This is a genomic window from Egicoccus sp. AB-alg6-2, assembly GCF_041821025.1.
Lineage (GTDB): Bacteria > Actinomycetota > Nitriliruptoria > Nitriliruptorales > Nitriliruptoraceae > Egicoccus.
The window spans coordinates 202,698-229,694 of record NZ_JBGUAY010000003.1; the positions used below are offsets into that span (position 1 = coordinate 202,698).

The 26,997-nt window shown below is 72.6% G+C and carries 22 protein-coding genes; 8 read left to right on the forward strand and 14 right to left on the reverse strand.

Features of this window, described 5'->3' with window-relative positions:
- Window positions 1-3 precede the first annotated feature (3 nt).
- Both ACERMF_RS05890 and ACERMF_RS05895 read right to left on the reverse strand, forming a co-directional pair.
- A complete protein-coding gene (locus tag ACERMF_RS05890) occupies window positions 4-630 on the reverse strand; it encodes a tripartite tricarboxylate transporter TctB family protein (protein ID WP_373668105.1) in 627 nt (208 codons plus the stop codon).
- An 89-nt stretch (window positions 631-719) separates the two neighbouring features.
- Entirely contained in the window at window positions 720-1,952 is a 1,233-nt protein-coding gene (locus ACERMF_RS05895) for a tripartite tricarboxylate transporter substrate binding protein (RefSeq protein WP_373668106.1), read from the reverse strand.
- A 247-nt stretch (window positions 1,953-2,199) separates the two neighbouring features.
- On the opposite strand from ACERMF_RS05895, the gene ACERMF_RS05900 reads away from it, so the two are divergent.
- From ACERMF_RS05900 to ACERMF_RS05915, 4 genes are read left to right on the forward strand one after another with little or no spacing between them, the layout of a single operon-like run.
- Complete coding sequence (locus ACERMF_RS05900; RefSeq protein ID WP_373668107.1) at window positions 2,200-2,901, forward strand: FadR/GntR family transcriptional regulator; 702 nt, start codon at window positions 2,200-2,202, stop codon at window positions 2,899-2,901.
- The gene (locus ACERMF_RS05905; RefSeq protein ID WP_373668108.1) at window positions 2,898-3,599 is read left to right on the forward strand and encodes a haloacid dehalogenase; all 702 of its coding nucleotides are present in this window, start codon (window positions 2,898-2,900) and stop codon (window positions 3,597-3,599) included. Before ACERMF_RS05900 ends, ACERMF_RS05905 begins: the two co-directional genes overlap by 4 nt.
- Window positions 3,596-4,786, forward strand: coding sequence for an MFS transporter (locus tag ACERMF_RS05910; protein ID WP_373668109.1), 1,191 nt, complete (start codon window positions 3,596-3,598; stop codon window positions 4,784-4,786). The genes ACERMF_RS05905 and ACERMF_RS05910 overlap by 4 nt, the downstream gene beginning before the upstream one ends.
- The gene (locus ACERMF_RS05915; protein WP_373668110.1) at window positions 4,783-5,775 is read left to right on the forward strand and encodes an NAD(P)H-dependent flavin oxidoreductase; all 993 of its coding nucleotides are present in this window, start codon (window positions 4,783-4,785) and stop codon (window positions 5,773-5,775) included. The genes ACERMF_RS05910 and ACERMF_RS05915 overlap by 4 nt, the downstream gene beginning before the upstream one ends.
- Here the strand turns inward: ACERMF_RS05915 and ACERMF_RS05920 are convergent.
- Entirely contained in the window at window positions 5,765-6,508 is a 744-nt protein-coding gene (locus ACERMF_RS05920; RefSeq protein ID WP_373668111.1) for a sulfite exporter TauE/SafE family protein, read from the reverse strand. The genes ACERMF_RS05915 and ACERMF_RS05920 overlap by 11 nt on opposite strands.
- 37 nt (window positions 6,509-6,545) lie before the next feature.
- The gene (locus ACERMF_RS05925; protein WP_373668379.1) at window positions 6,546-9,464 is read right to left on the reverse strand and encodes an FAD-binding and (Fe-S)-binding domain-containing protein; all 2,919 of its coding nucleotides are present in this window, start codon (window positions 9,462-9,464) and stop codon (window positions 6,546-6,548) included.
- A 183-nt stretch (window positions 9,465-9,647) separates the two neighbouring features.
- Between ACERMF_RS05925 and ACERMF_RS05930 the strand changes: the two genes are divergently transcribed.
- Window positions 9,648-10,811, forward strand: a complete 1,164-nt coding sequence (locus tag ACERMF_RS05930; RefSeq protein ID WP_373668112.1) for an alanine--glyoxylate aminotransferase family protein — start codon at window positions 9,648-9,650, stop codon at window positions 10,809-10,811.
- 21 nt (window positions 10,812-10,832) lie between these two features.
- On the opposite strand, the gene ACERMF_RS05935 is transcribed toward ACERMF_RS05930, so the two are convergent.
- The 9 genes from ACERMF_RS05935 to ACERMF_RS05975 all read right to left on the reverse strand — a co-directional run bounded on the left by ACERMF_RS05935 (window position 10,833) and on the right by ACERMF_RS05975 (window position 23,059).
- Window positions 10,833-11,630, reverse strand: a complete 798-nt coding sequence (locus ACERMF_RS05935) for an IclR family transcriptional regulator (RefSeq protein WP_373668113.1) — start codon at window positions 11,628-11,630, stop codon at window positions 10,833-10,835.
- Window positions 11,631-11,724: 94 nt separating this feature from the next.
- Window positions 11,725-13,614 carry a 1-deoxy-D-xylulose-5-phosphate synthase gene (gene dxs, locus ACERMF_RS05940; protein ID WP_373668114.1) on the reverse strand — a complete coding sequence of 630 codons (1,890 nt, stop codon included), beginning with the start codon at window positions 13,612-13,614 and terminating at the stop codon, window positions 11,725-11,727.
- A 222-nt stretch (window positions 13,615-13,836) separates the two neighbouring features.
- A complete protein-coding gene (gene gatB, locus ACERMF_RS05945) occupies window positions 13,837-15,372 on the reverse strand; it encodes an Asp-tRNA(Asn)/Glu-tRNA(Gln) amidotransferase subunit GatB (protein ID WP_373668115.1) in 1,536 nt (511 codons plus the stop codon).
- Window position 15,373: 1 nt separating this feature from the next.
- Complete coding sequence (gene gatA, locus ACERMF_RS05950; protein ID WP_373668380.1) at window positions 15,374-16,873, reverse strand: Asp-tRNA(Asn)/Glu-tRNA(Gln) amidotransferase subunit GatA; 1,500 nt, start codon at window positions 16,871-16,873, stop codon at window positions 15,374-15,376.
- A 52-nt stretch (window positions 16,874-16,925) separates the two neighbouring features.
- Window positions 16,926-17,222, reverse strand: coding sequence for an Asp-tRNA(Asn)/Glu-tRNA(Gln) amidotransferase subunit GatC (gene gatC / locus ACERMF_RS05955; RefSeq protein ID WP_373668116.1), 297 nt, complete (start codon window positions 17,220-17,222; stop codon window positions 16,926-16,928).
- A 91-nt stretch (window positions 17,223-17,313) separates the two neighbouring features.
- Window positions 17,314-19,353, reverse strand: a complete 2,040-nt coding sequence (locus ACERMF_RS05960; RefSeq protein WP_373668117.1) for a putative bifunctional diguanylate cyclase/phosphodiesterase — start codon at window positions 19,351-19,353, stop codon at window positions 17,314-17,316.
- Between the two features lie 84 nt (window positions 19,354-19,437).
- Complete coding sequence (locus ACERMF_RS05965) at window positions 19,438-20,880, reverse strand: glycosyltransferase (protein ID WP_373668118.1); 1,443 nt, start codon at window positions 20,878-20,880, stop codon at window positions 19,438-19,440.
- Window positions 20,880-21,914: a hypothetical protein gene (locus tag ACERMF_RS05970; RefSeq protein ID WP_373668119.1), complete on the reverse strand. Its 1,035-nt coding sequence runs from the start codon at window positions 21,912-21,914 to the stop codon at window positions 20,880-20,882. The genes ACERMF_RS05965 and ACERMF_RS05970 overlap by 1 nt, the downstream gene beginning before the upstream one ends.
- Window positions 21,914-23,059 carry a response regulator gene (locus ACERMF_RS05975; protein WP_373668120.1) on the reverse strand — a complete coding sequence of 382 codons (1,146 nt, stop codon included), beginning with the start codon at window positions 23,057-23,059 and terminating at the stop codon, window positions 21,914-21,916. The genes ACERMF_RS05970 and ACERMF_RS05975 overlap by 1 nt, the downstream gene beginning before the upstream one ends.
- Before the next feature lie 161 nt (window positions 23,060-23,220).
- Between ACERMF_RS05975 and ACERMF_RS05980 the strand changes: the two genes are divergently transcribed.
- Genes ACERMF_RS05980 through ACERMF_RS05990 form a run of 3 tightly spaced genes read left to right on the forward strand, consistent with a single transcriptional unit; the run spans window position 23,221 to window position 25,888 of the window.
- Entirely contained in the window at window positions 23,221-24,561 is a 1,341-nt protein-coding gene (locus tag ACERMF_RS05980) for a nicotinate phosphoribosyltransferase (RefSeq protein WP_373668121.1), read from the forward strand.
- A complete protein-coding gene (locus tag ACERMF_RS05985; RefSeq protein ID WP_373668122.1) occupies window positions 24,558-25,151 on the forward strand; it encodes an isochorismatase family protein in 594 nt (197 codons plus the stop codon). Before ACERMF_RS05980 ends, ACERMF_RS05985 begins: the two co-directional genes overlap by 4 nt.
- Window positions 25,148-25,888, forward strand: coding sequence for an NUDIX domain-containing protein (locus ACERMF_RS05990; protein ID WP_373668123.1), 741 nt, complete (start codon window positions 25,148-25,150; stop codon window positions 25,886-25,888). Before ACERMF_RS05985 ends, ACERMF_RS05990 begins: the two co-directional genes overlap by 4 nt.
- Here the strand turns inward: ACERMF_RS05990 and ACERMF_RS05995 are convergent.
- A complete protein-coding gene (locus ACERMF_RS05995) occupies window positions 25,885-26,964 on the reverse strand; it encodes a hypothetical protein (protein ID WP_373668124.1) in 1,080 nt (359 codons plus the stop codon). The two genes, ACERMF_RS05990 and ACERMF_RS05995, sit on opposite strands and share 4 nt — an antisense overlap.
- Between the last annotated feature and the right edge of the window lie 33 nt (window positions 26,965-26,997).

The window sequence follows — 26,997 nt, forward strand, 5'->3', positions numbered from 1 at the left end:
GGCTCAGTAGAAGTACGTACTCAGCTCGATGAAGAATCCTCGCCCTCGCGGGAGCGGGACCACGAGAAGCCTGGTGAAGACGTAGAGCAGCCCGGCGAGGAGGATCACCGGGAAGGCGGTGATGACGTACCACCGGCGCTCGCCGACGAAGACCAGGAACGCCACCGCGAACGCCACCGTCGCCGGGACGAAGCCGATCCGCGTCATCCCCCAGATGTAGGCGAACAGCAGCAGGAACCCGACGGCGAGCGCGAGCGGGTTGCCACTCATCGCCACGTCGTGGTGATGGTCCTCGGCCGGGGCGTCGACGCCCGTCGCGGTGGGGTCGGCCGGCGGTTTGGGTGCCACGTCGGGGTCGGGTGCGCCACGACGCTCGCGCACGATCGACAACACGAGGTAGAGCAGCGCGAGCACGATGCCGACGTTGAGCAGCCAGCTCGGCCAGAAGTCAGGATCGAGGTAGGCGGCGCCGCGGCGACCCCGGATCAGGACGTGCAACTGCAGGCGCAGGTACACGAACCCCAGGAGCAGGACCGCCGCGACCACGATCTCCTGCCGCGCGCGACCGAATCGTGGTCGGTGCGCGTCGCCGCTCGCCGGGGTGTGCGCCTCGGTGCGTTGCTCACCCATCGGTGGTCCTCCCTGCCGTGTCACCCGGTCGCAGGCCCGGGCTCCCACCCGGGCCGGCGACCGGCCTTCCTACCGGTGTGAACGGACTTCTACTCCTGGAGGGCGCCGGCGTCGTAGCCGAACTCCTCGGCGAGCGCGGCGATCTCGTCGCGCTCACGCCGGGCCTCGGCCTCGAACTCCTCGCCGTTGAGGTAGCCGCCGGCCACGTGCTGCAGGAACTCCACCTCGTACTCCTTGTAGCTCGGCAGTTGCGCCGATGCGTAGAAGACGTTGTGGAGGTAGTCGATGATCTCCTGGTCGACGTCGCCGGGCGCCACCATCCCGCGCCAGCGGCCGGTGGGGACCGGGTAGCCGAGGTCGGCCACCGACGGGATGTCGGGGTCGATGTCCTCGAACACGATGTCGCCGCCGTAGGCCAGCGGCCGGATCTGGCCGTCCTCGTACAGGTCCATCACGGTGCCGGCCGTCTCGTGCAGGACGTCGATGTCCCCGGCGAGCAGCGCCGAGATGCGGCCACCGACGCCGTCGAAGGGCACGAACCCGAACGTCGAGTCGATCTCGGACCCGAGCGCGAGGAGGCGGAACTCGTCGTCGCTGCCGATCCCGGAGCCCGACACGCGGACCTGTCCCGGGTTCTCGGCGGCATAGTCGAGCATGTCCTCGAAGGTCTCCCACTCGTTGTCCGCGGCGACCCAGTAGATCTCGGTGGGACCCTGCTGCCGGATGATGAACGCCACGTCGTCGACGAAGCTGTAGGGCTGGATGTCGAGCGCGTCGTTGATCACCTGGTTCGTGATGGCGCTGGCGATCGTGTAGCCGTCCGCCGCCTGGGTGAACATGTGGCCGAGTGCGACCTCACCCGAGGCACCCGGCATGTTGTTGTAGATCAGCCGCTGACCCAGGATGCGCTCGGCGTCCCGGCCAACGTTGCGGGTGTAGTTGTCGGAGCCGCCACCCTCGCCGAAGCCGATCAGGATCTCGATCGGCCGGCCCGGGTAGCCCTCGGGCTGCGGGATCGCCTCGCGCAGCGCTTCGATGGCCTCGTCGGCGTCGGAGCCCGGGTCGTAGGCGAGCTCGCCCGCCTCGACCTGTGCGGCGATCTCGTCGATGGCGGCCAGGACGTCGGCCTGGTTCCCGCCGGTCTCGCCGGTGTCACCGGTGTCGCCGTCGTCGCCCTCGGTGTCACCGGGGTCCTCGGCAGCGGTGCCGTCGTCACCGGGTGGCGCGTCATCGGCCACGTCGGCGTCCGAGCCGCAGGCGACCAACGCGAGCACGCTGATGACGACGACGGCGAACTGGCGTGTCTTGCTGCGAATCCTCATGGACCTCTCCCTCGTCCGTCCCCGACCGTTGGTGCCGGTCACGCTTCTCGTCGCGCGCCTGCTGACACCCGGTTCGTCGCTCCCACGGCGAACCTGAAGAACCGCTGAATGGAAGACAAGCTTCCGCACTGCGGATTGGTCTGGACACTGGACAGTGATAATGGGTACGGTCCCGGGTGTCAAGGAATCCGCCGGAATCCCCGACCCCGGGGCACTGGCGAGCCGGGGAGAGGACCGGATGGTCCGCATGTCGTCAGAGGCGGACGACCGCGCGCGCCGCGTGGCACCCGGTGTCGCGCGCACCGCGCTGTACGAGCGCGTCGCCGACTGGCTCATCGCCTACATCGCGGAGCGCGGCGTCGCCGTCGACGACCGCCTGCCCACCGAACGCTCGCTCGCGGAACGGTTCGACGTCAGCCGGGCGTCGGTGCGTCAGGCGCTGGCTGCCCTGCAGGCCCAGGGGCTGATCGAGATTCGTCACGGCGACGGCATCTATCTGCGTCGCCGCCCCGAGGAGCGGCTCGCGTTCGAGTCCCTGTTGGCGAAACGCCGTCGGCTCCCCGAGGTGATCGAGGCCCGCCAGGCCCTGGAGGTCGCCCTGGCCGGCCTGGCGGCGCAACGGCGCACCGATGGCGACCTGCAGCGCATCTGGCTCGCACTCGACCTGATGGACGCCGACATCGCCGCCGGTGGCATCGGGGCCGAGGGCGACAAGCACTTTCATGCCGCCGTCACCGCGGCCGCGGGCAACGCCCTGTTGCGTGAGCTGATGGACTACCTGGCCGGCGTCATCCACGACACGCGCATCGCTTCGTTGTCGCAGCCCGGTCGGCCGAAGCGATCGAGCGCACAGCACCGCCGCATCGCCGAGGCCATCGAGGCCGGCGACCCCGCCGCGGCGCAGACGGCGATGCGCGCGCACATCGACCTGGTCGGGGACCTCACGTGAGTCGGGCGCCCACCGTCACCTTCGACGTCTACAGCGCGCTCGTCGACTCGCGCACCGGCGGCAGCACCGCCCTGGCCGAGCTCTTCACGGGCGAGGCGTGGCCGCCCGATCCCGAGGCGGTGTTCGTGGCGTGGGACCGGCGCAACAAGACGCTGCACCGCACGACCACGGAGTTCGTCGGCTTCCGGGCCCTCGCGCACCGTGCCATGCGTGAGCTGTTCGACGACGAGAACCTGCCGGGCGACCCGGTCACGGCGACCGACCACCTGCTGGCGTCGCTGCCGGACTGGCCGCTGTGGCCCGACGCCGACGCGGGCGTGCGGCAGGTCGCACGGCGCCACCCCGTCGCGCTGCTCAGCAACATCGACGACGACCTGCTGCGCGCGACCGACGTGTGTTCCTGGGTCGAGGACCGGCTGACCTCCGAGCAGGCCCGCGTGTACAAGCCGCACGCCGGGCTCTACCTCGCCGCCCGCGCCCGCTTCGGCGACGACCTGATCCACGTGCCGGCCTCGTCCCGCGACACCCGGGGCGCGCTGGAGGCCGGCCTGTCCGTGGTGCGCGTGCGGCGCCCGGGGCACGAGCTCGACCCGTCGGGGCCGCGCCCGACGCACGAGGTCGACGACCTGCGCGATCTTCCCGACGTCCTGGCGCGGTTGACGGCGGCGCGGGGACCGCGGACGGGGCCGGACCGGTGAGCAGGCACCGGGCCGTCAGCGCAGCGCTGGTGTCCACCGCACAGGGCATGCTGCCCGTCTACATGCTCGGGGGCCTGTCGGTGCAGATGGGCGCCGAGCTCGGGTTCGGTACCCGCGAGCTCGGCCTGGCAACGACGATCTACTTCGCCGTCTCCGCAGTCGGCTCGGCGCCGGCCGGTCGCTTCGTCCAGCGGTCCGGCGCCTACCGCGGCATCGTCGCGACGGCGGCCCTGAGCGGGCTGGCCCTCCTCGGCATCGCCGGCCTGGCGACCAGCTGGACCACCCTGGTCGGCATGCTCGTGGTCGCCGGTATCGGCAACGCGTTCGCGCAACCGGCGGCGAACCTGCTCCTCGCGTCCGAGGTGCCGAGCGGAAGCCAGGGCCTGTTCTTCGGCATCAAGCAGTCCGCCGTCCCGATCACGACCCTGCTCGCGGGCGTCTCCGTGCCGCTCGTCGGGCTCACCATCGGCTGGCGTTGGGCGTTCGTGATGGTGGCGGCGGGCTCGGTGGCCCTGCCCCTCCTCGCGCCCCGTTCCGCGTCCCGGTCACGGCCCCGCGGGCGCGGACGGTCGGATCCATCGGCCCCGGCGGCGACGGTGGACCGGCTCCCGCTGGCCGTGCTGGCGGCCGGCGCGATGCTCGGCGCCGCGGCGGCGAACTCCATCGGCGTCTTCCTGGTGTCCTCCGCGGTCGATGCCGGCTTCGCCGACAGCACGGCCGGCTACCTGCTGGCGATGGGCAGCGTGCTCGGCATCGTGACCCGCGTGATCGTCGGCGCGCTCGCCGATCGGCGCGAAGGAGCCCACGTCAACCGGGTCGCGGCGATGCTCGTGGCGGGTTCGCTCGGTTTCGCCCTGCTGGCGGTCGCCACGCCCGCGATCCTGTTCCTGGTCGGCACCGTCATCGCGTTCGTCGCCGGCTGGGGCTGGAACGGCCTGTTCACCTTCGCGGTGGTGCGCAGCTACCCGCACGCGGCGGCCACCGCCACCGGCCTGACCCAGACCGGACTGTGGCTCGGCGGCATGATCGGCCCACTGGTCTTCGGCACCGTCGCCGCCGCGACCACGTTCGCCGTGGCGTGGTCGGTCGCCGGCGGGGTGATGCTGACCGCCGCCGCGGTGTGCATGCTGGGACGGCGGATGATCCTGCAGGCGAAGTCCGTCGCCGCGAACCTGGAGCCGTCATGACCCCCTTCTGCACCCGCCTGGACCTCGCGCACCCGATCGTGCAGGCGCCCATGGCCGGGGTGGCCCACGGCGACCTCGCGGCGGCCGTCAGTGCCGCCGGCGGACTCGGCATGCTCGGTGTCCGCGGCGACGCGTCGACGGATTGGGTGGCCGAGCAGGCCGCGATCGCGGCTCGGGGAGGGCGCTTCGGGGTCGGGCTGCTGTTGTGGTCCCTGGGCGACGGTGCCCTGCTCGGGCACGTCCTGGAGCACGGCCCCGCGCTGGTGTCGCTGTCGTTCGGCGACCCGGCGCCGTACGTGTCGCGCGTCCACGACGCGGGCGCCCTGGTCGCGTCACAGGTCCAGACCGTCGCGGCGGCCCGCCAGGCGCTGGACGCCGGCGTCGACGTCCTGGTGGCGCAGGGCACCGAGGCGGGGGGCCACACCGGCAGCATCGCGACCCTCCCGTTGCTGCAGCAGGTCCTGCCCCTCGGTGCGCAGGCCGGGGTCCCGGTCCTGGCGGCCGGGGGGATCGCGACCGGCCGGGCCGTCGCGGGCGTCCTGACGATGGGAGCCGACGCCGCCTGGATCGGGACCCGGTTCGCCGCGACGCGCGAGGCCGCGTTCAGCGCGGGCGCCAAGGACCGCATCCTGGCGGCCGAGTCCACCGACACCGTGCTCACGCACGTCTTCGACCTCGTGCAGGAGGCCGACTGGCCGGCCCAGTTCCCCGGCCGGGCGCTGCGGAACCGGCTCACCGACCGGTGGCACGGCCGCGAGGAGGCGCTCGCCGACGATCTCCCGGACGTGCAGGAACAGTTCCGTGACGCCGTCGCCCGCGACGACCGCGACGTGGCCCACGTGTACGCCGGGCAGGCCAGCGGGCTCGTCCAGGACCTGCCGGCGGCGGCCGAGGTGCTGACGGCGCTGATGGACGAGGCCGCCACCAGCCTCCAGCGCGTCGCGGCCCTCCTCGGCGACACCGGGGCCGGCGGTCACCTCAGCCGTTGAGGCCGTCGAACAGCAGCTTGGTCCCCATCACGACCAGGACGACCAGGACCACCCGCTCGAAGCGGTGCCGGTCCAGCCGGCGTCCGAGCCGGATGCCGACGGGCAGGAACAGCACGACCGGGATCAGGGAGAGCAGGCTGCCGAGCACCAGTTCCCCCGTGTAGCGCCCGAGCGCGACGAAGGTCGCGACCTGGACCGCCGCGAAGAGCTGGAACTGCGCGGCGATGGTGAACACGTAGGCGCCGGGCTCCAGGCGGAACCCGTGCACGTAGGTGGCGGTCAGGGGGCCGGCGATCCCCGTCGCCCCCTGGGCGACACCGCCGGCGAACCCGACGGGTGGCGACAGCAGCCGTGCGGCACGTTCGGGCAGTGCAACCTCGGGACGCCAGAGCTTCAGCGCGGCGTATCCGAAGATGACCACCGCCAGGGCCAGCGAGAGCACGTTGCCGGGCAGCGTCGTCAGCAGCCATACGCCCGCGACGGATCCGGCCGCGCCGGCGACCAGCATCCGCTTGAGATGGCGGGCGTTGCGGGCGTGGCCCCGATGCTCCCACAGCAGCCACGAGTTGGTCACGACCGTCGGGAACGCCATCAGGACCACGGCCGCTTCGACGCCGATGAACCCGGCCATGACCGGGATGGCCACCGTCGGCAGCCCCGAGCCGGTGACCCCCTTGGTGATCGAGCCGATCACCACCGCGACGATCACGACCGCCAGCGCCCCGCCGCTCACGTGCACGCCCCGGGCGGCTGCCGGCACGGCAGGACGGTCACCGCAGCGCCGCCCGCACGAGCGTCAGCGGATGCTCGCCGCGTCGCCCCGTGCCGTGCCCGATCTGCTGCCGGCAGGACACCCCGGTGGCCGCGACCAACGTGTCCGCCGGCTCGGCCTCCACCGCGGGGAACAGCCGCATGCCGCCGATCTCGAGGGAGAGGTCGTAGTGCTCGGTCTCGAATCCGAACGAGCCCGCCATCCCGCAGCAGCCGGCATCGACCTCGACCACCTGGGCCCCCGGAATGCGCTGCAGCAACGCGACACTGGCCGAGGTCCCCACGCTGGCCTTCTGGTGACAGTGACCATGGAACAGGATCCGCCGGTGCGCCACCTCGGCGTCGGCGTCCAGTTCCAGGGCGCCGTCGTCGATCGCCGCCACCACCAGGTCCTCCACCAATCGGGCCTGCTCGGCGACCGCGCGCACGTCGGGATCGTCGACGCCCAGCAGTCGCGGCCCGTCGTCCTTGAGGGTCAGCAGGCACGACGGCTCCACGCCGACGATCGGGATGCCACGCCGCGCGTCCGGCGCCAGGCGCTCGACCAGGGCTGCCACTTCGGCCCGCGCCTGGTCGAGCACTCCCTTCGACATCGCCGCCCGCCCGCAGCATCCCCGGGACTCGAGCCGGACCTGGTGCCCCGCCCGCTCGAGCAGTTCGACGGCGGCACGACCGATCCCCGGTTCGGTGAAGCTGGTGAAGCTGTCGGCGAGCAGGACCACACGGCCCCGGGTCCTCGGCGTCGTCGGGCGGGCGCGGCCGGCGAACCATCGCGGCAGGGTCTCGCGCTCGAAGCGGGGCAGCGGACGCCGCTGGTCGATGCCGACGACCTGCTCCAGCATCCTGCGCACGGGCCGCGAGCGGCCAGGCAGGTTGGACAGGGGCGCGGTCGCGGATCCGAGCCGGTTGAGGCGGCGGATGCCTGCGAAGACCCGGGACCGCACGGGGATGCCGTGCTCGGCGTGGCGGGCGTGCAACGCCTCGCTCTTCATCGTGGCCATGTCGACCGAGAGTGGGCACTCGCGCTGGCACGCCTTGCACTCGAGGCACAGGTCGAGGACCTCGTGGAGCCGGTCGTCGGCGAGCGCGGCCCGCGGATCGGGTGATCCCAGTGCGAGGACGAGGGCGTTCGCCCGACCCCGGGTGGAGTGCTCCTCGTCCCGGGTGGCCATGTACGAGGGGCACATCGTGCCGCCCGAGGTGGCCGGCTTGCGGCAGGCACCGATCCGCATGCAGCGGTTGGCGGCGTCGAACATGCCGGTGCCACCACCGAAATCGAAGGCCGTCGGCAACGGCCGGGCGACCGGCAACGCCGGCTCCCGCAAGTGGTCGGTCATGGGCGGTGCATCGACCTTCTTGCCCGGGTTCATGCGCTGATCGGGGTCGAACAGGCCCTTGACCTCGCGCATGGCGCCGTAGAGCTCGTCGCCGAACAGCTCGCGGTTGAACTCGCTGCGCACCAGTCCGTCGCCGTGCTCGCTGGAGTTCACCCCGCCGAAGCTGGTCACCAGCTCGGCGACCTCGCGGGCCACGGTGCGCAGCTTGTCGACCTCACCAGGCCGGGTCAGGTCCATGAAGGGACGCACGTGCAGGCAGCCCGCCGACGCGTGCCCGTAGAAGCCCGCCCGCAGCCCGTGCGCCTCGAGGATGGCGGCGAACTGTTCGGTGTACTCGGCCAGATGCCGCGGATCGACGGCGGTGTCCTCGACGAAGGCGAGGGATCGCTCCCGACCCACACCCGACGCCATCAGCAGACCCAGGCCGGCCTTCCGCAGGGCGCGGACCTGCCCCTGCTGCTCGGACGTCGCGGCCCGCAGCACCGCATAACCGTGCCCGTTTGCGCGCCAGGTCGCCTCGAGCGCGCGCGCCGCGGCTTCGGCCTCGGCGGGGGTGTCGCCGTAGAACTCGACCACCAGGAGGGCCTCGGGGTCTCCGTCGAGGAAGCGCACCAGGTGGGCGTGCTCGAGCGATCGGCGGGCCAGGTCGAGGATGAAGCGGTCGACGAGTTCGATCCCCGCCGCGCCGGCATCCATCGCGTCGGCGGTGGCGGCGATCGCCAGCTGGGTCGAGGAGAAGTGGCCGACGAGCTGGACCACCGCCTCGGGGATCGGGACCAGCTCGACCGTGGCCCCGGTCACCGTGACCAGCGTGCCCTCCGAGCCGACCACGAACCGGGCGAGGTCGAACGGCCCGTCCTGCGCGAGCCGGTCGAGCCGGTAGCCACCGGCACGCCGCCAGAAGGGAGGCATGTGGTCGGCGATGGCCTGTCGGTGACGTTCGACGAGGGCGGGCAACTCGCGGTAGAGCCTCGCCTCGAGGGAGCTGCCCCTGGCGCGGCTGGCCACCTGTTCGGCCGTGACCGGACCGAACCGTGCCGTGCTCGCGTCGGCGAGGACGACGTCGAGGTCGCGCACGTGGTCGATGGTCATCCCGTACCGGGCGCTGCGCGACCCGCAGGAGTTGTTGCCGATCATCCCGCCGAGCGTCGCCCGGTTGCTCGTCGAGGTGTCGGGGGCGAACCACAGCCCGTGACGCGCGGCGGCGCGGTTGAGTTCGTCCTGGACCGCGCCCGGTTGGACGCGCGCGGTCGCCGTCTCCGCGTCGACCTCGAGGCCGTGCAGATGGCGTGAGAAGTCGAGCACGACCGCGGCGCCGACGGTCTGTCCGCAGTGGCTGGTCCCCGCACCGCGCGGCAGCACCGGGACCCCGTGCCGCGCCGCGACCGACACGGCGGCGGCCACGTCGTCGGCATGCCGGGGATAGGCCACGCCGAGCGGCTCGATCGCGTACATGCTGGCGTCGGTGGCATACAGGTGACGCGTGTAGGCGTCGAAACGCACCTCGCCGTCGAGCGCTTCACCGAGATCGGCGGCCAGATCCCGGCGCTGCTCCCCGATCCGGGCCCGCTCGTCCAGCACGTCCGCCACGCGACCCTCCCCTGACCGGCGCTTTCCGCTCGGTGAAACGAACGGTCTGCCAGGCGGAAGAACCTAGGGGCCGCCGCGACCGGTGGTCAAGGCACGCGAGGTCGGTTGCCGGCGGGTTGAGGGCGTCCTAGGGTCCTCGCACGACGGTTCTCGGACCGTGGAGACGATGGAAGGGTGCTCGTGCGCGCCGGTCGGCACTTCCTGCAGATTCCCGGCCCCACCAACGTGCCCGATCGGGTGCTCCAGGCGATGGCGCGGCCGACGATCGACCATCGCGGACCCCAGTTCGCCGCACTGGGCCGGCGCGTGCTCGAGGGCATCCGCACGGTGTTCAAGACCTCCGGTCCCGTCGTGATCTATCCGTCGTCCGGCACCGGCGCGTGGGAGGCGGCCCTGGTCAACACCCATTCACCGGGCGACGCGGTGCTGATGTACGAGACCGGTCAGTTCTCGACCCTGTGGGCGACGATGGCGACCCGGCTCGGGCTGGACGTCGAGGTCCTCGAAGGGAACTGGCGCACCGGCGTCGACGCCGAGCGCATCCAGGGCGCGCTCGAGGCGCAGCCCGGGCGCTTCCGCTCCGTCGCCGTCGTGCACAACGAGACCTCGACCGGCGTGACCAGCGACATCGAGGCCGTACGGCGGGCGATGGACGCCGCCGGTTCGGAGGCGCTGCTCCTCGTCGACACCATCTCCTCGCTCGGCTCGATCGACTACCGCCACGACGAGTGGGGAGCCGACGTCACGGTGTGCGGGTCGCAGAAGGGCCTGATGCTGCCACCGGGCCTGGGCTTCAACGCCATCAGCGACAAGGCCCGGGCGGCCGCCGCCGATGCCCGGCTCCCCCGGTCGTACTGGGACTGGGAGGACATGCTGGCCAGTGCGCCCGCCGGCATGTTCCCCTACACCCCGGCGACGAACCTGCTGTACGGCCTCGCCGAAGCCATCGACCTGCTGCACGCGGAGGGCCTCGACGCCGTCTTCGCCCGCCACGACCGCCATGCCGAGGCGACGCGCCGGGCGGTCGAGCACTGGGGACTCGAGCTGTGGGCGACCGTCGCGGAGCAGCGCTCCAGCGTCCTGACCGCCGTCCTGCTCCCGGACGGACACGACGCGGACGAGTTCCGGCGGATCGCACTGGAGCGGTTCGATCTCTCGCTCGGGGCCGGGCTGGCCCGTCTCGCGGGGAAGGTGTTCCGCATCGGCCACCTCGGCGACCTCAACGACCTCACGCTCGCCGGCACGCTCGCCGGCGTCGAGGCGGCGCTCGGCATCGCCGGCGTCCCGATCCGCCGTGGCGGTGTCGAGGTGGCGATGGAGCGCCTCGCCGCCTCGTGACCCCGGGCGCATGGCCGCGCGTCAGCCCTCGTCGGTGACACCCGCGGGCACCTCGACGATGTCCCCCCCGTCCATCCAGGCCACCAGGTCCGCCGCGACCGTGCGCAGGTGCTCGATGACCTCCCGCCGGCGCGGTTCGTCGAGGCGCCCCGTCGGTCCGGAGACCGACATGGCGGCAACGAGGCCGTTCGCGGGCAGCAGCGGCACGGCGACGCAGTTGACGCCCTCCTCCTGTTCCTCGAGGTCGAGGGCGTAGTCGCGCTCGCGAACACGCTCGAGTTCACGGAGCAGGACGGCGGCGTCGGTGACGGTGTTGGCCGTCGCCGGCGGCAGGCCGTTGCGCTGGAGGATGCGCTCGGCCACGGCACGCGGTTGGTGCGCCAGCAGCACCTTGCCGACCGCGGTGCTGTGGGGCAGCACCCGGTTGCCGACCTCGGTGAACATCCGCACCATCCGCCGGGACGACGCCTGCGCCACGTAGACCACGTACCCGTCCTCGAGGAGCGCGAGGTTGGCCGTCTCGCCGGTCAATTCGACCAGCCGTTCGAGATAGGGCCGGGCCGACCCTCCGAGCATGCGGCCGGCGGCGGTCCCGAGCTCGACCAGCCGGGCACCGAGGACGTACTTGCGCGACCGCGGGTCCTGGCGCACGTACCCCCGTCGGACCAGCGTCGCCGTGAGGCGGTGGATGGTGGCGTAGGGCAGCTGCGTCGCCTGGCCGAGCTCGCTGATCCCCATCTCCCGTCCCGACGCGGCCAGCACCTCGAGGACGTCGAGCGCACGTTCGACCGACTGGACCCCCATGCTCCGTGCCGCCATGCACGCTCCTCCTGCTCACCCCACGCAGAAACGTACCAACTGGCAGAAGAAGTTTTCCGTCCACCGAAATGCGCTGCGCACGGCGTGCCGGGCGTCAGCGGTCGTCGGTGAGCACCTTGCGGGTGGCGGCGGCGACCCCGGCCGCATCCAGGCCGAGCTCGGCCATGATGTGGTCGGGCTTGCCGTGCGGCAGATAGCCGTCGGGGACCCCGAGCTTGAGCACCGGCGGCGCGTGCCGCACGCCGACCCGCTCGACGAGGCGATCCACCAGTTCGGCCCCCGCCCCACCGCCGACGACCCCGTTCTCGACCGTGACGACCAGCGGGGCCGCTGCCGCGGCATCGAGCATGGCGGGATCGGCCGGACGCACGCTGCGTACGTCCCACACCGCCGCGTCGTAACCCTGCTCGGCGAGCAGTTCGGCGGCCTCGAGTGCGGCGCTGACGCGGTCCCCGACCGCGAGCACGCACACGTCCTCCCCGGCGCGCAGGCGCCGCGCCCGCAGGCCGAGTGCGCGGTCGGCGGCCTTGACGCCGAGACCGGCACCGGCAACGGCCGCTCCCTTCGGGAACCGCAGGCTCACCGGACCGTCGAGTCCGGCGGCCACGCCCAACAGGGCCTGCAGGTCCTCCTCGCACGAGGGGGCCAGCACGGTCATCGTCGGGATGCGCAGCGACAGTGACAGGTCGAGGATGCCGTGGTGGCTCGGCCCGTCATCGCCGGTGATGCCCGCACGATCGAAGACGAACAGGACGTGCGCGTCGTGCAGCCCGACGTCGAGGTTCGCCTGGTCGAACCCGCGGGCGAAGAAGGTGGAGTACACCGCGAACAACGGCAGCTTGCCGGCGTGCGCCATCCCGGCGGCCGCCGTGACGGCGTGCTGCTCGGCGATCCCGACATCGAGCACGCGTTCGGGGTCCCGCTCGGCCAGCGGCAGCAGCCCGGTCGAGCCCGGCATGGCGGCGGTGATCGCGACCAGGTCGGGCCGCTCGTCCGCGAGCTCGAGGACCGCCTCGCTGAACGCCTGGGTCCACGACCGCGGCTTGCTGCCGGTCGAGCGCCCGGTGGCGATGTCGAACGCCGAGGTGTCGTGCAGCTTCTTCTCGGGGTCGGTCTCGGCCGGCTCGTAGCCCTTGCCCTTCTGGGTCAGCACGTGCACGAGCACCGGGGTGTCGAGCCGGGCGGCGGTGACCAGCGCGTGCTCGAGCTTGCCGACGTCGTGGCCGTCGTAGGGGCCGAGATAGCGCACGCCCAGCGCCTCGACGAAGGCCTGCAACGCGGGCGCCTCGGACACGGCGGCCTTCACGGCTCCGAAGCCGGCGTCGGTCAGGCGCTCCACCAGCGGGACCCGGTCCAACGCGCGGTCGAAGCGGCCGCGCACCTTGCGGTACCGCGGGTCCGTGCGCAGGTCCGCCAGCCGCTCGGAGAGCCGGCTGACCGTCTCCGCATACGACCGGCCGTTGTCGTTGAGCACGATGATCGCCGGCAACTGGTGGTGGCCGAGGTTGTTGAGCGCTTCGTACGCCATGCCGCCGGTCAGCGCACCGTCGCCGACGACGGCGACCACGCGCCGCCGTTCCTCGCGCGGCAGACCGACCTGTGCGCGGGCGAGCCCGAACGCCCACGACAGCGCCGTCGACGCGTGCGAGTTCTCGACGAGGTCGTGCGGCGACTCGGCCCGACAGGGGTAGCCCGACAGGCCGCCCGCCTGGCGGAGCGTGTCGAACAGGGGTCGCCGGCCCGTCAGCATCTTGTGCACGTAGGCCTGGTGACCCGTGTCCCAGACCAGCTGGTCGCGGGGCGAGTCGAAGGTGCGGTGCAGTGCGATCCCGAGCTCGACCACGCCGAGGTTGGAGCCGAGGTGGCCGCCCACACGGGCGACGGCGGCGACGATCGCGGCGCGCAGCTCCTCGGCGAGCAGGGGCAGCTGCTCGGCCGGAAGCGCCTTCAGATCGGCCGGTGAATCGATGGTCTCGAGCACCACGTCGGGCTCCTCCTCTGGTGCTCCACGCGTCGGTGCGCCAGCGTAGGGGACCACAGGATGGCCGGCGCACGTACGCGGCCACCGTCATGCACGGGTTTCGTGGAGGTTCGTCGCAGGTTCCGCGAGGGATGACCCACCTGCGGGCGGCTCACCCGACATCGGCGATCCGTGCGTCCGGACGCCGGCGCCTGCGCGCGTGGACGCACGCATCGGGTCGCAGACTCAGGAGCCGATGAGCTCGCGGAGCAGCTGGTTGGTCGTGCGGGGGTCCGCCTTGCCCCGCGTCTGCTTCATCACCTGGCCGACGAGGGCGCCGATGGCCTTGTCGTTCCCACCGCGGATCGCGGCGACGGTGTCGGCGTTGTCGGCCACCACCTGTTCGACGATGCCGCGGAGCTCGCCCTCGTCGGAGACCTGCTCGAGGCCCTGTTCCTTCGCGATCTGGGCCGGGCCCTTGGCGCCGCGCGACTGGATCATGCCGGTCAGGACCTGCTTGGCGAGGTTGGTCGACAGCGTGCCGTCCTCGATCAGCGCGATCAGCTCCGCGACGTGCGTGCCGGTGAGGCCGGAGCCCGCGAAGTCGACGCCCTCGGCCGAGAGCTGACCGGCGACGTCACCGACGAGCCAGTTCGCCGCCGCGGAGGCGTCCGCGCCCGCGGCGACCGCCTCGTCGAAGGCCGGCAGCAGGCCCGTGACGATGATGGTCGACGCCTGGTGCGTCGCCACGCCCGCCGCATGCAGCCGCGCACGTGATGCCGCCGGGAGTTCGGGGAGGCGGGCACGGACCGCTTCGACCTTGTCGGCCGGCGAGGTGATCTCGACGAGGTCGGGATCGGGGAAGTAGCGGTAGTCGGTCACCGACTCCTTGACCCGCAGCGTCTCGGTGACCCCGCGACCCTCGTCCCAGTGGCGGGTCTCCATCACGATGGTGCCGCCGTCCTCGAGCACGGCGATCTGGCGCTGAGCCTCGTAGGCGATGGCGCGGCCCAGGGACCGGACGGAGTTGAGGTTCTTGATCTCCGTCCGCGTGCCGAGCGGATCGCCCGGTCGGCGGACGGAGACGTTGGCGTCGCAGCGGATCGAGCCCTCTTCCATGCGGGCGTCGGAGACCCCGGTGGCACGCACGATCGACTGCAGCTCGCGCAGATAGGCCTGGGCGGTGTCGGGATCGTGGATGTCGGGACGCGACACGATCTCGAGCAGGGGGATGCCACACCGGTTGTAGTCGATGAGCGACCGGTCGGCGCCGTGCAGCCGCCCGGTCGAGCCGACGTGCAGCGACTTGCCCGTGTCCTCCTCCATGTGCAGACGCTCGATCCGCACCCGGCGGGTCACGAGGTCGTCGCCGACCGGGACGTCGACGTCCAGCCACCCGTCGTGGACCAGCGGGACGTCGTACTGGCTGATCTGGTAGTTCTTCGCCAGGTCGGGATAGAAGTAGTTCTTGCGGTGGAACCGGCACACCGGCGCGATCTCGCCGTTGAGTGCCAGGCCCAGCAGCGTGGCGTCCTGCACGGCCTGCTCGTTGACCACGGGCAGCGCGCCGGGCTGTCCCGTGCAGACGGGACAGACGTTGGTGTTGGGGTCGCCGCCGAAGCTGGTCGAGCAGCCGCACCACATCTTCGTGCGGGTCTGCAGTTCGACGTGGACCTCGAGGCCCACGACCAGTTCCCAGGGTCCGGTCGTGCCCTCGAGCAGGGCGACACCGTGCTCCGCGGCCGTGGTCGCGGAGATCTCGCCGAGGTCGGTCGCGGTCATGTCAGAGCACCTCCACGGCGGTGTCGCCGGCGGGAATCGGGGTGAACCCGAGGTCGCGCTCGAACGCCCATCCCACGCGGTACATCAGGTCGTCGCGCAGCAGTGGCGCCATGATCTGCAGACCCACGGGAAGCGAGGCGTCGGGCGCGTCGGGCGCCTCGGCGGTGCCGGCCGGCAGCGACAGCGCCGGGATCCCGGCCAGCGAGGCCGGCACGGTGGCGACGTCGTTGAGGTACATCGCCAGGGGGTCGGCGGTCTTGTCCCCGAGGCCGAACGCCACCGTCGGCGAGGTCGGGCTGACCAGCACGTCGGCCTGCTCGAATGCGGTGGCGAAGTCCTGCGCGATGAGGGTGCGGACCTTCGACGCCTGCAGGTAGTAGGCGTCGTAGTAGCCGCTGGACAGCGCGTGCGTCCCGATCATGATGCGCCGCTTGACCTCGGGACCGAACCCGGCCGCGCGCGTGGCCGCGTTCATCTCCTCGGCGGTGGGCGCGTCGACGCGCAACCCGTAGCGCACGCCGTCGAAGCGGGCGAGGTTGGAGGACGCTTCCGATGGCGCGATGAGGTAGTAGGCGGGAAGGCCGTAGCCGGCGTGGGGCAGCGACACCTCGACGATCTTGGCGCCGAGCCGCTCGAAGCGCTCCAGCGCCTGCTCGAACACCCGCCGGACGCCGGGCTCGTAGCCGTCGCCCTGCAGTTCGGTGACCACGCCGACGCGCAGCCCCTCGATGCCGTCCCGCAGGGTGCCGAGCACGTCGGCGGGCGTGTCGGTGATCGAGGTGGCGTCGCGCGGATCGTGGCCGTGGATCAACGCCTGCAGTTGGGCCGCGTCCTCGACGGTGCGGGCGAACGGGCCCGCCTGGTCCAGCGACGACGCGAACGCCACCAGGCCGTAGCGTGACACCGTGCCGTAGGTCGGCTTGGCACCGACGATGCCGGTGAGCGCGGCCGGTTGGCGGATCGAGCCTCCGGTGTCGGTCCCGATCGCCAGCGGGGCCATCAGTCCGGCCACGGCGGCGGCGGAGCCGCCAGAGGAACCACCCGGCACGCGGCCGAGGTCCCACGGGTTTCGGGTCGGGCCGTACGCCGAGTTCTCGGTCGACGAGCCCATCGCGAACTCGTCCATGTTGGTCTTGCCCAGCACCACCACGTCCGCGGCGCGCAGGCGCTCGGTGACGGTGGCGTCGTAGGGCGGGACCCAGCCGTCGAGCATGCGCGAGCCACAGGTGGTCGGCACGCCGCGCATGGTCAGGACGTCCTTGAGCGCCAGCGGGACGCCCGCCAGGGGGCCGAGTTCCTCGCCGGCGGCCCGGCGACGGTCGACGTCAGCGGCGTGTTCGCGCGCTGCGGTGGCGGTGACGTGGAGGTAGGCGTGCACGTCGCGCTGGTCGAGGTCGTCGCTGCCGACGGCGGTCCACACGTCACCGTCGCCGTCGACGCCGTCGACCGACAGGATGCGCTGCAGATGCGCCTCGACCACCTCGAGGGCCGACACGTCCATGGCCCGCAGACGCTCGGCGAGTTCCGCCGCGGAGGACTGGGTGAGCTCCACGTCAGCCCTCCTCGGACACGATGCGGGGCACACCGAAGCGGTCCTGCTCGGCGTGCGGGGCGGCGGCCAGTACGGCCTCGCGTGGCAGCGAGGGGCGCGGATCGTCGGGACGGCTGACGTCGCGTAGCGCGAAGGGGTGCGTGGTCGGCTCGACGTCCTGTGCCGCGACCTCGCCGACCTGCTCGGCATAGGCGAGGATCTGCGACAGCTGGGGGGCGAGGGCGTCCACCTCGTCGTCCGTCAGCGCGAGGCGCGCCAGCCGGGCGACGTGACGCACCTCGTCGGCGGAGAGTGCCACGGGACCTCCTGGGCTCGGATCGAGTCGCCCCGCGCGGGGGCCGAAAGGAGTCGCCACGCACGACGGCGCGAGCCGGACTCGGGCCCCGAGGCTACCGCTCGCCGATCAGGTCCCCGACCGCGGGCACAACGTGCGCCCGGAGCCAGTCGGTGGCCTCGGCGACCGGGAGGGGGCGCGCGATCAGGTAACCCTGGGCGATCTGGCAGCCCATGTCGGCGAGGATGTCCAGCGAGGCCCGGGTCTCGACGCCCTCGGCGACGCACCGCAGTCCGAGCCCGGCGGCGAGTTGGACGACCGAGCGCACGATGGCGGTGTCCTGGCCCTCCACGTCGGCGTCGAGGTTCAGCACGAACGAGCGGTCGATCTTCACCTCGGCGACCGGCAGTCGCTTCAGCCGGGTCAGCGAGGCGTGGCCGGTCCCGAAGTCGTCGAGGGAGAGCTCCACGCCGGCCGCCTGCAGGGCGTCCAGGGTCGCCAACGCCCGCGTCGGGTCCCCGAGCAGCGCCTCCTCGGTGATCTCGAGCACCAGCAGCCCCGTGTCGAGCCCGTGTTCGGCCAGGCCGGCCTGCACCGTCGCGGTGAAGCCCGGGTCGGAGAGGTCGTGCAGCGAGGTGTTGACCGCGACGGGGACGGCGAGGCCGTCCGCCCGCCACGTCGCCAGTTGCCGCATGACCTGGTCGAGTACCGAGGCCGTCAGCGACCGCATGACGGCGGTGCGCTCCGCCAGGGGCAGGAAGGCGGCGGGCGCGAGCAGGCCCCGCTCGGGGTGGCGCCACCGCACCAACGCCTCGAGGCCGAGGGGACGACCGTCGCTCACGGCGACCTTGGGCTGGTAGTGAACCTCGAGCTCGCCGTTGGCGACGGCCTGGCGCAGCTCCGCGAGCAGGGACAGGCGCTGGGGCGTGTCGCGGATGAGGTCCTCGTCGAAGACGACGACCACCTCACCGGCGGCCTTGGCGGCGTACATCGCGGCGTCGGCGCGGCGTTGCAGGATCTCGAGGTCGTCGCCGTGCTGGGGCAGCAGCGCGACACCGATGCTGACCTCCACCTCGAGCCGGGCCCCACCGAGGTCGTACGGGTCGGTCAGCCGGCGCCCGAGCCGTTCGACGACGTCGAGGGCCTCGATCTCGTCCTCGACGTCGAGCAGCAGCACGAACTCGTCCCCGCCGATGCGGGCGGCGACGTCACCCTCGCGCACGCCGGTCCGCAACCGCTCCGCCACGAGCTTGAGCAGGTCGTCGCCGACGGCGTGGCCCAGGGTGTCGTTGACGTCCTTGAAGCGGTCGAGGTCGAGCAGACAGATGGCCCCGGGCTTCCCTTCCGCGAGGTAGCGGCTGACCTGGTCGGCCAGCGACAGCCGGTTCGCCAGGCCGGTGAGGCCGTCGTGGAGCGCATGCTGTTCACGCTCGAGCGACATCGCCGCGGTCTTCCACAGCAGGTACAGCGGCAGCAGCAGCAGCGGCAGGAACCCCCAGTGCTTCTCCGCCACCACGACGACCAGCGGGGCGAGGGCCAGCACCGCGCCGGTGGTGAGGGTGTAGTAGCGCACGTTCTCGAAGATCGTGACACGGACGGGCCGGCGCTCGAGGGCGCCGATGGCGATACCCACGACGGCCAGGTTGACCAGGTGGTAGGCGACGGCGGCGAGGATGGTCGGCAGCAGGCTGGTCGGCGTGAGCAGGGCCGGCGCGGCCGGGGTCGCCGACCAGCCGAACACGGAGAGGATCGCCCACGCGGCCGCGTAGGACAGCACGTACTGGGCGCCGTTGAAGATGCCGGCGAAGGCGCGCTTGCGACGGGCGGTCTCCCCGACGAGGGTCGCGACGATGACCCCGAAGACCGCCAGCTCGGCGCCCCAGGCGAGCATCACGGCGAAGAGGAACGCCGTGCTGAGCGAAACGCCGTCGGGATCCAACCGTCCCGACGCCACCACCGGGCGTAACTCGCCGAGCACGACGAAGCACAGCATGACCCAGAAGGCCATACCGGCGAGGCGCAGTTCGCTCCACCCCGGTATGCCGAGGAGGAGCAGCGCCGTGACGGCGGCAGGAACGACCGTCCACCACCAGGCGGCGAAGGGCGTGCGGCGGAGGACCGGGGCCAGGTGCGGGCCACGTGTGCGGTCGCGCACGACCTGCCCTCCCCCAGCTCGACGACATCTTCGCTCGTCGTCTTGGTCGGCCGCCCGTGGCCTCCACTGAAGCGGCGACGGGTATCAGGACGGATTCGGTCGGTCGGCGGTCCCCCCGCCGAAGCCGGCCCGCGTCATGGTCCCCCACTCGTGCTGGTCCCGGCGCAGCCAGCGCCCGGTGGCCCGCAGTCGCCACCACAGGGACATCTGCCGGTACCAGACCGGTTCGGTGATGGCGGCCACGAGCTGCCAGGCCCGGTCCCGGACGCGCAGTTCGGACTCGGTGGCCCGGTCCTCGACGGCGAGCGCCCCGACGCTGAGACCGACCCCCCACAGGTAGGCCAGTGCGAAGTACAGCAGGGCGAACTCGACGTTGACGATACCGAGCGAGAAACCGAGGACCAGCGCGACCAGCCCGAGCGCCTCGACGATCGGGCCGAGCGCCTCGACGCCGGTCATGAAGCCCAGCCCTCCGAACGCCATGCCGCGGTAACGCGGCCGGAAGATGGCGTCGCGGTGGGTCCACAGGGTGTCGAGCAGTCCGCGGTGCCACCGCAGCCGCTGGTGGCGCAGAACGGCCCGTGAGATCGGCGTCTCGGTGTAGGCGACCGGGTCGGGCAGGAACTGGACCCGGGAGGGGCCACCGGTGTCGTAGCCGTGGCGGCGCATGCGCACGACGAGTTCGAAGTCCTCGCCGATGGAGTCGTTGCGGTACCCGCCGACCGCGATGGCGGTGGCGCGGTGGAAGGCCCCGAAGGCGCCCGAGATGATGACGTTGCCGCCCAGCCGGTTCCAGCCGAGACGGCCGATGAAGAAGGCGCGCACGTACTCGACGCTCTGCACGGCGCTGAGCCACCGCCGATCGATGGCCTTGTTGACGACGCGGCCGTCGCGGACCTCGTCGCCGTTGACCGGTTGGATCGTCCCCCCGACCGCGACGTTGCCCGGCGACTCGAGGAAGGCGCGCGCGAGTCGCAGCAACGCGTCGGGCGCCACGACGGTGTCGGCGTCCAGGGCGACGAACAGGTCGCCGGACGCGACGCCGATGCCCGCGTTGAGCGCGTCCGCCTTGCCGCCGTTGTCCTTGTCGACCACGACCAGGTTGGCGTGCAGACGCGAACGGTAGACCGTGCGCACCGGTCGGGTCGGCAGGTCGCTCAGGTCGGTCGGCGCGTGCGGATCGGGTACGAGACCGAACGCTTCGACCAGGCAGGCGAGCGTGTCGTCGGGTGAGCCGTCGTTGACGACCACGACCTCCAGCCCCGGATATTCGAGCGTCAACATGCCCTCGACCGAGTCGACGATCGTGACCGACTCGTTGTAGGCGGGAGCGATCACCGACACCGTCGGGGCGTCGGGCGTGCGATGCCACCACGACAGGGTGGCGAGGTCCAGGCGACGCCGACGCTGCTTGAGCTCGCGGCTGGCCAGCAGCAGTTGCAGGCTGTAGGTGCCGTTGACCAGGAGGAAGTAGCCCAACGCCAGGGTCGCGGTGGTGTACAGGACCGTTTCGAGCCAGGCGATCATCAGACCACCGCCTGTTGGAGCCGACGCAGCAGGGCGCGGCCGACGGCCCCGGATCGCAGCAGCGACCGACGCGCGACCTGCCGGACCTGCCATGCGGCGTCGTCCGCGAGGTCGAGCAGCACGGGGCTCGCCGCCGGATCGCGGCCGGCGATGTCGGCCACGGCGAGCCGCACGACCTGGGCGTCACCGACGTGGCGGCGCACCAGTTCTGCCGTTCGGTCCGGCGCGGTGGCGGCGATCGCGCGCACGGCCGCAGCGCGCACCGGGGCAGCCCTCGCGTACAGGAAGTCGTCCAGCGGCAACCGGACCCGATCGCCGAGCGCGGCGACGGTGGACAGCGGCGCGACCGGCGCCAGCGGGTGGGCCCCGGGACGCCGCGCCTGCTCCAGGGCGTGTTCGAGCACCCACACCGGCGCGATGTCGGCCTTGACGCAGACGTGCTTCGCCGCGATCCGCACCAGGGCGGCGTCCGAGACCAGCGCCTCGGCCAGCAGCCCACCCGCGTCGCGCGAGGCGGAGCGGCGCGCGCGACCGGAGTCGGGTTGCCGGACCAGCTGGCCCGGCCGGTCCGAGAGCCACAGCAGTGCGGCCGCGCGGACCTCTGGATGGGGGTCGTTCAGCACCCGCAGGTCGGCGGGATCGTCGCTGGCGAGGTGCAGCAGGCGGACCGCCCGCAACCGGCGCCACCAGCGCGACGAACGCAGGTGGACGCGGGCGCGGCGGTTGACGTCGGCGGCCCTGGCCAGGGCCGCGAGGACCCCGCGGTCGTCCTCGGCCACCACGCGCCCGGCGGCGAGGCACACGGTTTCCGCCACGGCGGGATCCGCGGCTCGCATCACCGTGATGGCGTTCGGCAGCCGCGCCGGGACCGCCAGGGCGTCGACGACGGCTGCCATCACCTCCTGTTCGGCGCGGCGCCTGCGGTGCCAGCGGCGACGACGGCGCCAGGTGCCACCGAGCATGTCGAGTCCGGCGAGCATCACCAGTGACGTGAGGGCGATGGTGAGGCCGAGGACGACGTCGAGCCCCACCATCAGACCCGGCTCCGGGCGCCGACGAGCGCGACCAGCCGGTCGAGGTCGTAGGGCTTGGGAAGGTGGTCGATCTCCGCCGCGGCCGCCCGCGCGCGGGCCAGCTCGGTCGGGTTGTCGTGCACCGTCGCGAGCACGACCCGGGTGTCGCGCAGTGCACCTGTGGACGCGAGCCCGTCCAGCACGCTGAGACCGTTCAGGCCGGGGAGGTCCACGTCGAGCAGCAGGACGTCGGGCAGCGTGTCGCTCCGTGAGAGCTCGTCCAGCGCGTGGCCGCCATGGTCGTAGCCGACCACCTCGAAGCCGGCCAGCTCCAGCCGCCGGCGCACGAGGGCGACCAGGATCTCGTCGTCGTCGACGATGGCGACCAGACCGGCCGCCGTCGCCCTCGCGACGGCGCGAGCCTCACGGACGGGGGCCGCATCGATCCGCCCGCGGGCCTCGTCCTCGAGCGCCGCCGCGACCTCGCACAGCTCGACCGCGTCGTCGACACCGAGGGCGCCGTCACGGAGCAGGAGACGTTCGGCGCGCCTGGCCGGTTCGGCGAGGTCGTGCTCGCCGAGTGCGCCGGCGAGGCCGATGCTCTTGTGCGCCGCGACCCGCGCGTCCTCGCGACGCTGCACGGTCAGGTCCCCGCACAGCACGGCCGCGCCCGCGTCTCCGATCAGGCGCGCCCGGATCTCGAGCTCCTGCAGGCCACGTTGGCGCAGGCGCACCGCCTCGCCGTCCTGATCGCCCATGAGCGTGGGCGGGGCCTGAGGAGGCCGGGCGTTCGACGCCCGCAGGGGCGCTTCCGATCCGGCCCGCTCGCCGTCGAACAGCCGGCGCAGGCGCGCCGCCGTGGTCAGGGCATCGAGTGGCTTTCGCAGCCGTCCGACCACCTGTGGGTGCCGGATCGCGTCGGGACGGACCGAGCACACCACCACCGGCAGGCTCGCCGTGCGTTCGTCGTGCTGAAGTGCCTCGAGCACGTCGTCGGCCGTGCCATCGAGCAGCGCACCGTCGGTCACGACGCCGTCGACGTCGACGGCGCGCTCTACGATGCCCGCCACACGGTCGGTGAGCACGATGTCGAAGCCCGCCTGCCCGAGCACGAGTTGCAGCAGTGCCGCGAGATCGAGGTCGTCCTCGACGAGCAACAACCGCACGTGCATGCTCCTGAGTGAGGACGGCCGCGAGCCTAGGCGGAAATGACCAGCCCACCCGCGCCGATCGTTCGTCGGCACCGCGCCCCTGGCGTGGTCGGCAGGTGCCGTTTACGGTTCAGCCCCACAGGCGCTGGGCGCACCATCCCGAACCTCGACTGGAGATGGCCATGCCCGATCCCCTCTCCACGGCGCTGCTGACCGACCGCTACGAACTGACCATGCTCGACGCGGCGCTGCGCGACGGACGCGGCCTGCGTCCCGCGGTGTTCGAGGTGTTCGCCCGTCGCCTGCCGCCCGGACGGCGCTACGGGGTTCTCGCGGGGACGGGCCGCATCCTCGAGGCGCTGGCACGGTTCCGGTTCGACGCGGACATCCTCGACTGGCTCGACGACGCCTCCGTGGTCTCGACGGCAACGCTGGAGTGGCTGGCGTCCTACCGCTTCACCGGCAGCATCCACGGTTACCCCGAGGGAGAGGTGTACGTGCCGGGCTCGCCGGTCCTCACCGTGCACGGCAGCTTCGCCGAGGCGGTGGTACTCGAGACCCTGGTGCTGTCCGTGCTCAACCACGACAGCGCGGTCGCCGCGGCGGCGGCGCGCATGGTCGCGGCGAGCGGGGGTCGTCCGCTCTTCGAGTTCGGCGGCCGGCGCGCCCACGAACGAGCCGCCGTCGCCGCGGCGCGCGCCGCCTACCTCGCCGGCTTCGCCGGGACCTCGAATCTCGAGGCCGGACGCCGGTACGGCATCCCCACGTTCGGCACCTCCGCCCACGCCTTCACGCTGCTGCACGACAGCGAGCAGGACGCCTTCGCGGCCCAGGTGGCCGCCCTCGGCGCGGGCACCACCCTGCTCGTGGACACCTACGACACCGAGGAGGGCCTGCGCACCGCGCTCCGCGTCGCCGGCACGGAGCTCGGCGCCGTACGCATCGACTCGGGTGACCTCGGCAGCGAGGCGGTGCGGGCGCGCAAGCTGCTCGACGAGGCCGGTGCCACCGAGACGCGGGTCGTGCTCTCGGGTGACCTCGACGAGTACCGCCTCGAGGAACTCCGGGACGCGCCGGCCGACGCCTTCGGGGTCGGCACCTCGGTGGTCACGGGCTCGGGCGCGCCCACCGCCGGCTTCGTCTACAAGCTGGTCGCACGCGCCGACGCGCCCGGCGGCATCTGTCACCCCGTGGCCAAGAGGGGCGGCGAGAAGGCGACCCGGGGGGGACGCAAGACGGCGTGGCGCCGGCTCACGTCCGGCAACGCCGTGGCCGAGGTCCTGCGGCCGTTCACCGCCTCGGCCCCCGCCGGTGACGTCCGCCCGTTGCAGCTGCCCCTGGTCGTCGACGGCGAACCCGTGGCCGCCGACGACCTCGAGGAGGGCCGGGCCCGGCTGCGACGCTCACTCGACGAACTCGACGATGACGCCCGGGCGATCACGGACGGTCCGGTGGCGTTCCCGACCGTCTTCGACGACGATCCCGAGGCACGGAAGCACCCGGAGGCGTGCGCATGACACCGCGATACGACACCACGACGGCGCTGGTCGTCGTCGACGTCCAGAACGACTTCGCCGCGCCCGACGGCGGGCTGTACGTGTCGCAGGGTGAAGCCGTCGTCCCCGCCGTCAACGCCGAGATCGACGCGGCCCGCGAGGCCGGCGCCATGGTCGTCTACACCCAGGACTGGCATCCGGAGACGACCCCCCACTTCAGCAAGGACGGCGGGGTGTGGCCGACCCACTGCGTCCAGGGGACGTGGGGGGCCGAGTTGCACCCCGACCTCACGGTGGACGGTCCGGTGGTCCGCAAGGGCGTGGACGGGGGTGACGGGTACTCCGGGTTCAGCGTGCGCGACCCGGTCAGTGGCGAGGAGTCGGCCACCGAGCTCGGCCGCATCCTGGAGGACACGCAGATCCGCCGCGTCGTCGTCACCGGCCTGGCCGGCGACGTGTGCGTCAAGGCCACGGCACTGGACGCCCGGGCGCTCGGCTACGAGGTCGTGGTACCGCTGGCGACGACCCGCTTCGTGGAGCTCGAGGCGGGTGACGGTCAGCGCGCCGTCGAGGAACTGCGGTCGGCGGGCGTCGAGGTCGTGCCGGCGTGAGCATCGGCCCGACGGCGCTCCCGGACCCGGCGGCGCCTGCCCCGATCTCCACCTGTGCCGTCGCCGTCGACGTCGCGATGCTCACGGTGCACGACGGCGAGCTCCAGCTCCTGCTCGTCCAGCCCGACGCCGGTCCCTTCACGACCCAGTGGGCGCTGCCGGGTCGACGGGTGCGGGACGACGAGAGTCTCGACGACACCGCCAACCGTGCCCTGCGCGAGTTGGCCGGCCTGGCGGCCCCCGACGCGCACCTCGAGCAGTTGCGCACCTACGGCGATCCCACCCGCGATCCGCGCGGCCGGGTGGTGTCGGTCGCCTACCTCGCCCTGACGCCGACCTTCGAGACCGTCGTCGCCGACGGCCCGCTCGCCACCGGCCGGGCCGCCTTCTTCGACGTCGGCCGACTGACCGACGACGACGGCCCCCAGCTGGCCTACGACCACGATCGCATCGTCCCCGATGCCATCGAGCGGGCCCGATCGAAGCTCGAGTACACCTCGCTGGCGACCGCGTTCGTCGCCGAGCCGTTCACGCTCGGTGAGCTGAGGCGGGTCTACGAGGCCGTCTGGGGCGTCGAACTGGACGCGGCCAACTTCCGCCGGAAGGTCGTCTCCACCCGCGACTTCGTCGTCGAGGTCGAGGGCACGTCGGCGCCGGGTCCCGGTGGTGGGCGACCGGCCAAGCGCTACCGCCGCGGGCGCGCCAGTCGCCTGCACCCGGCCATGCTGCGCCCCTAGTCGTCACCCCGAGCGCCGCCACCCAACAGCGCGCCGCCGACCGGGCCACCGTCGAGGCGCACCGGCGCCGCGAACCTACCGCCGCCCGGGCCGTCGACGACCCGCACCACGAAGGCGCGACCGCGGCGCAGCTCCGGGGTCTCCGGTTCGATGACGTGGTCGACCGTCACCAGTGCATGGTGTCCCTGGGCCCGCAGCATCGGGTTTCCGGCGCCGCTTCCGAGTTCGAACTCCGTGGTCACGCTCCTGCCGGAGGCCCCGTGGTAGCGCAGCGTCGCCACGTCCGGCGGGCTGGGCTCGCCGACCACGAGCGGGCCACGGCGGACGGACAGTTCGAACCAGGGGTCGTCCGACGCTCCGGCCCGCAGGCCCGTGGTCGCCAGCAGACGGCCGCCGCCGGGGTCGTCCGCCAGCACGGGGACCATCTCGTCGACCGCGAAGCCGTCGTCGCCGCGTTCGAGCACCAGTTGGGCGTAGCCGTCGCGGACCCGACCCGTCAGGCGGCTGACGTCACCGGAATCCGACGTCGCACCCCGCCAGTCGATCGGTCCGACCGCGTGGTCGAGGACGTGTGCGTCGTCGACCACCAGCCGGCCGTCCTCTGCGGCGATCGACACCAGCACCGTCGCCGGCTGGCCGTCGCCGATGGCCGCGTCGTAGGCGAGCCACCGTCCGTCGGGCGAGATCGTGCGGCTCCCGCGATTGGAGATCCGCCCCGGCAGGACCTCCGTCGGTACGAAGTTGACCCGCACCGGACCGCCGTCCCGGCGGGCATAGGTGAGAAACCCCAATGGTCCCGCGCCGTCGTCGTAGGCCATGGCCGTGAAGTCGTCGATGGTGCCATCGGCCCCGACCGCGAAGTCGATGACGACGGCGTTGGCATGGGGTGCCGGGGCGAGTTGCTCACGATCCCCACTCGCGAGCTCTTCGGCGACCAGGCTGCCGTCCTCGAGGACGAGCAGCGCATGCGTCGGCTCGCGCACGGGTTCGCCGGCGCCCGGCCGCATCAGGGCGAAGGCGACCGTTCCCGCGACCAGCGCCACGATCGCGGCCGCGACGACCCCACCACGTGACACGACGGCCTCCCCCAGCGACGCCACCATACGGCG

Coding starts and splice junctions, on each gene's coding strand:
- ACERMF_RS05890 (WP_373668105.1), bottom strand. CDS start 630: ATGGGTGAGCAACGCACCGAGGCGCACACCCCGGCGAGCGGCGACGCG.
- ACERMF_RS05895 (WP_373668106.1), bottom strand. CDS start 1,952: ATGAGGATTCGCAGCAAGACACGCCAGTTCGCCGTCGTCGTCATCAGC.
- ACERMF_RS05900 (WP_373668107.1), top strand. CDS start 2,200: ATGTCGTCAGAGGCGGACGACCGCGCGCGCCGCGTGGCACCCGGTGTC.
- ACERMF_RS05915 (WP_373668110.1), top strand. CDS start 4,783: ATGACCCCCTTCTGCACCCGCCTGGACCTCGCGCACCCGATCGTGCAG.
- ACERMF_RS05935 (WP_373668113.1), bottom strand. CDS start 11,630: ATGGCGGCACGGAGCATGGGGGTCCAGTCGGTCGAACGTGCGCTCGAC.
- gatB (WP_373668115.1), bottom strand. CDS start 15,372: ATGACCGCGACCGACCTCGGCGAGATCTCCGCGACCACGGCCGCGGAG.
- gatA (WP_373668380.1), bottom strand. CDS start 16,873: ATGGACGTGTCGGCCCTCGAGGTGGTCGAGGCGCATCTGCAGCGCATC.
- ACERMF_RS05965 (WP_373668118.1), bottom strand. CDS start 20,880: ATGATCGCCTGGCTCGAAACGGTCCTGTACACCACCGCGACCCTGGCG.
- ACERMF_RS05970 (WP_373668119.1), bottom strand. CDS start 21,914: ATGGTGGGGCTCGACGTCGTCCTCGGCCTCACCATCGCCCTCACGTCA.
- ACERMF_RS05980 (WP_373668121.1), top strand. CDS start 23,221: ATGGCCATGCCCGATCCCCTCTCCACGGCGCTGCTGACCGACCGCTAC.
- ACERMF_RS05985 (WP_373668122.1), top strand. CDS start 24,558: ATGACACCGCGATACGACACCACGACGGCGCTGGTCGTCGTCGACGTC.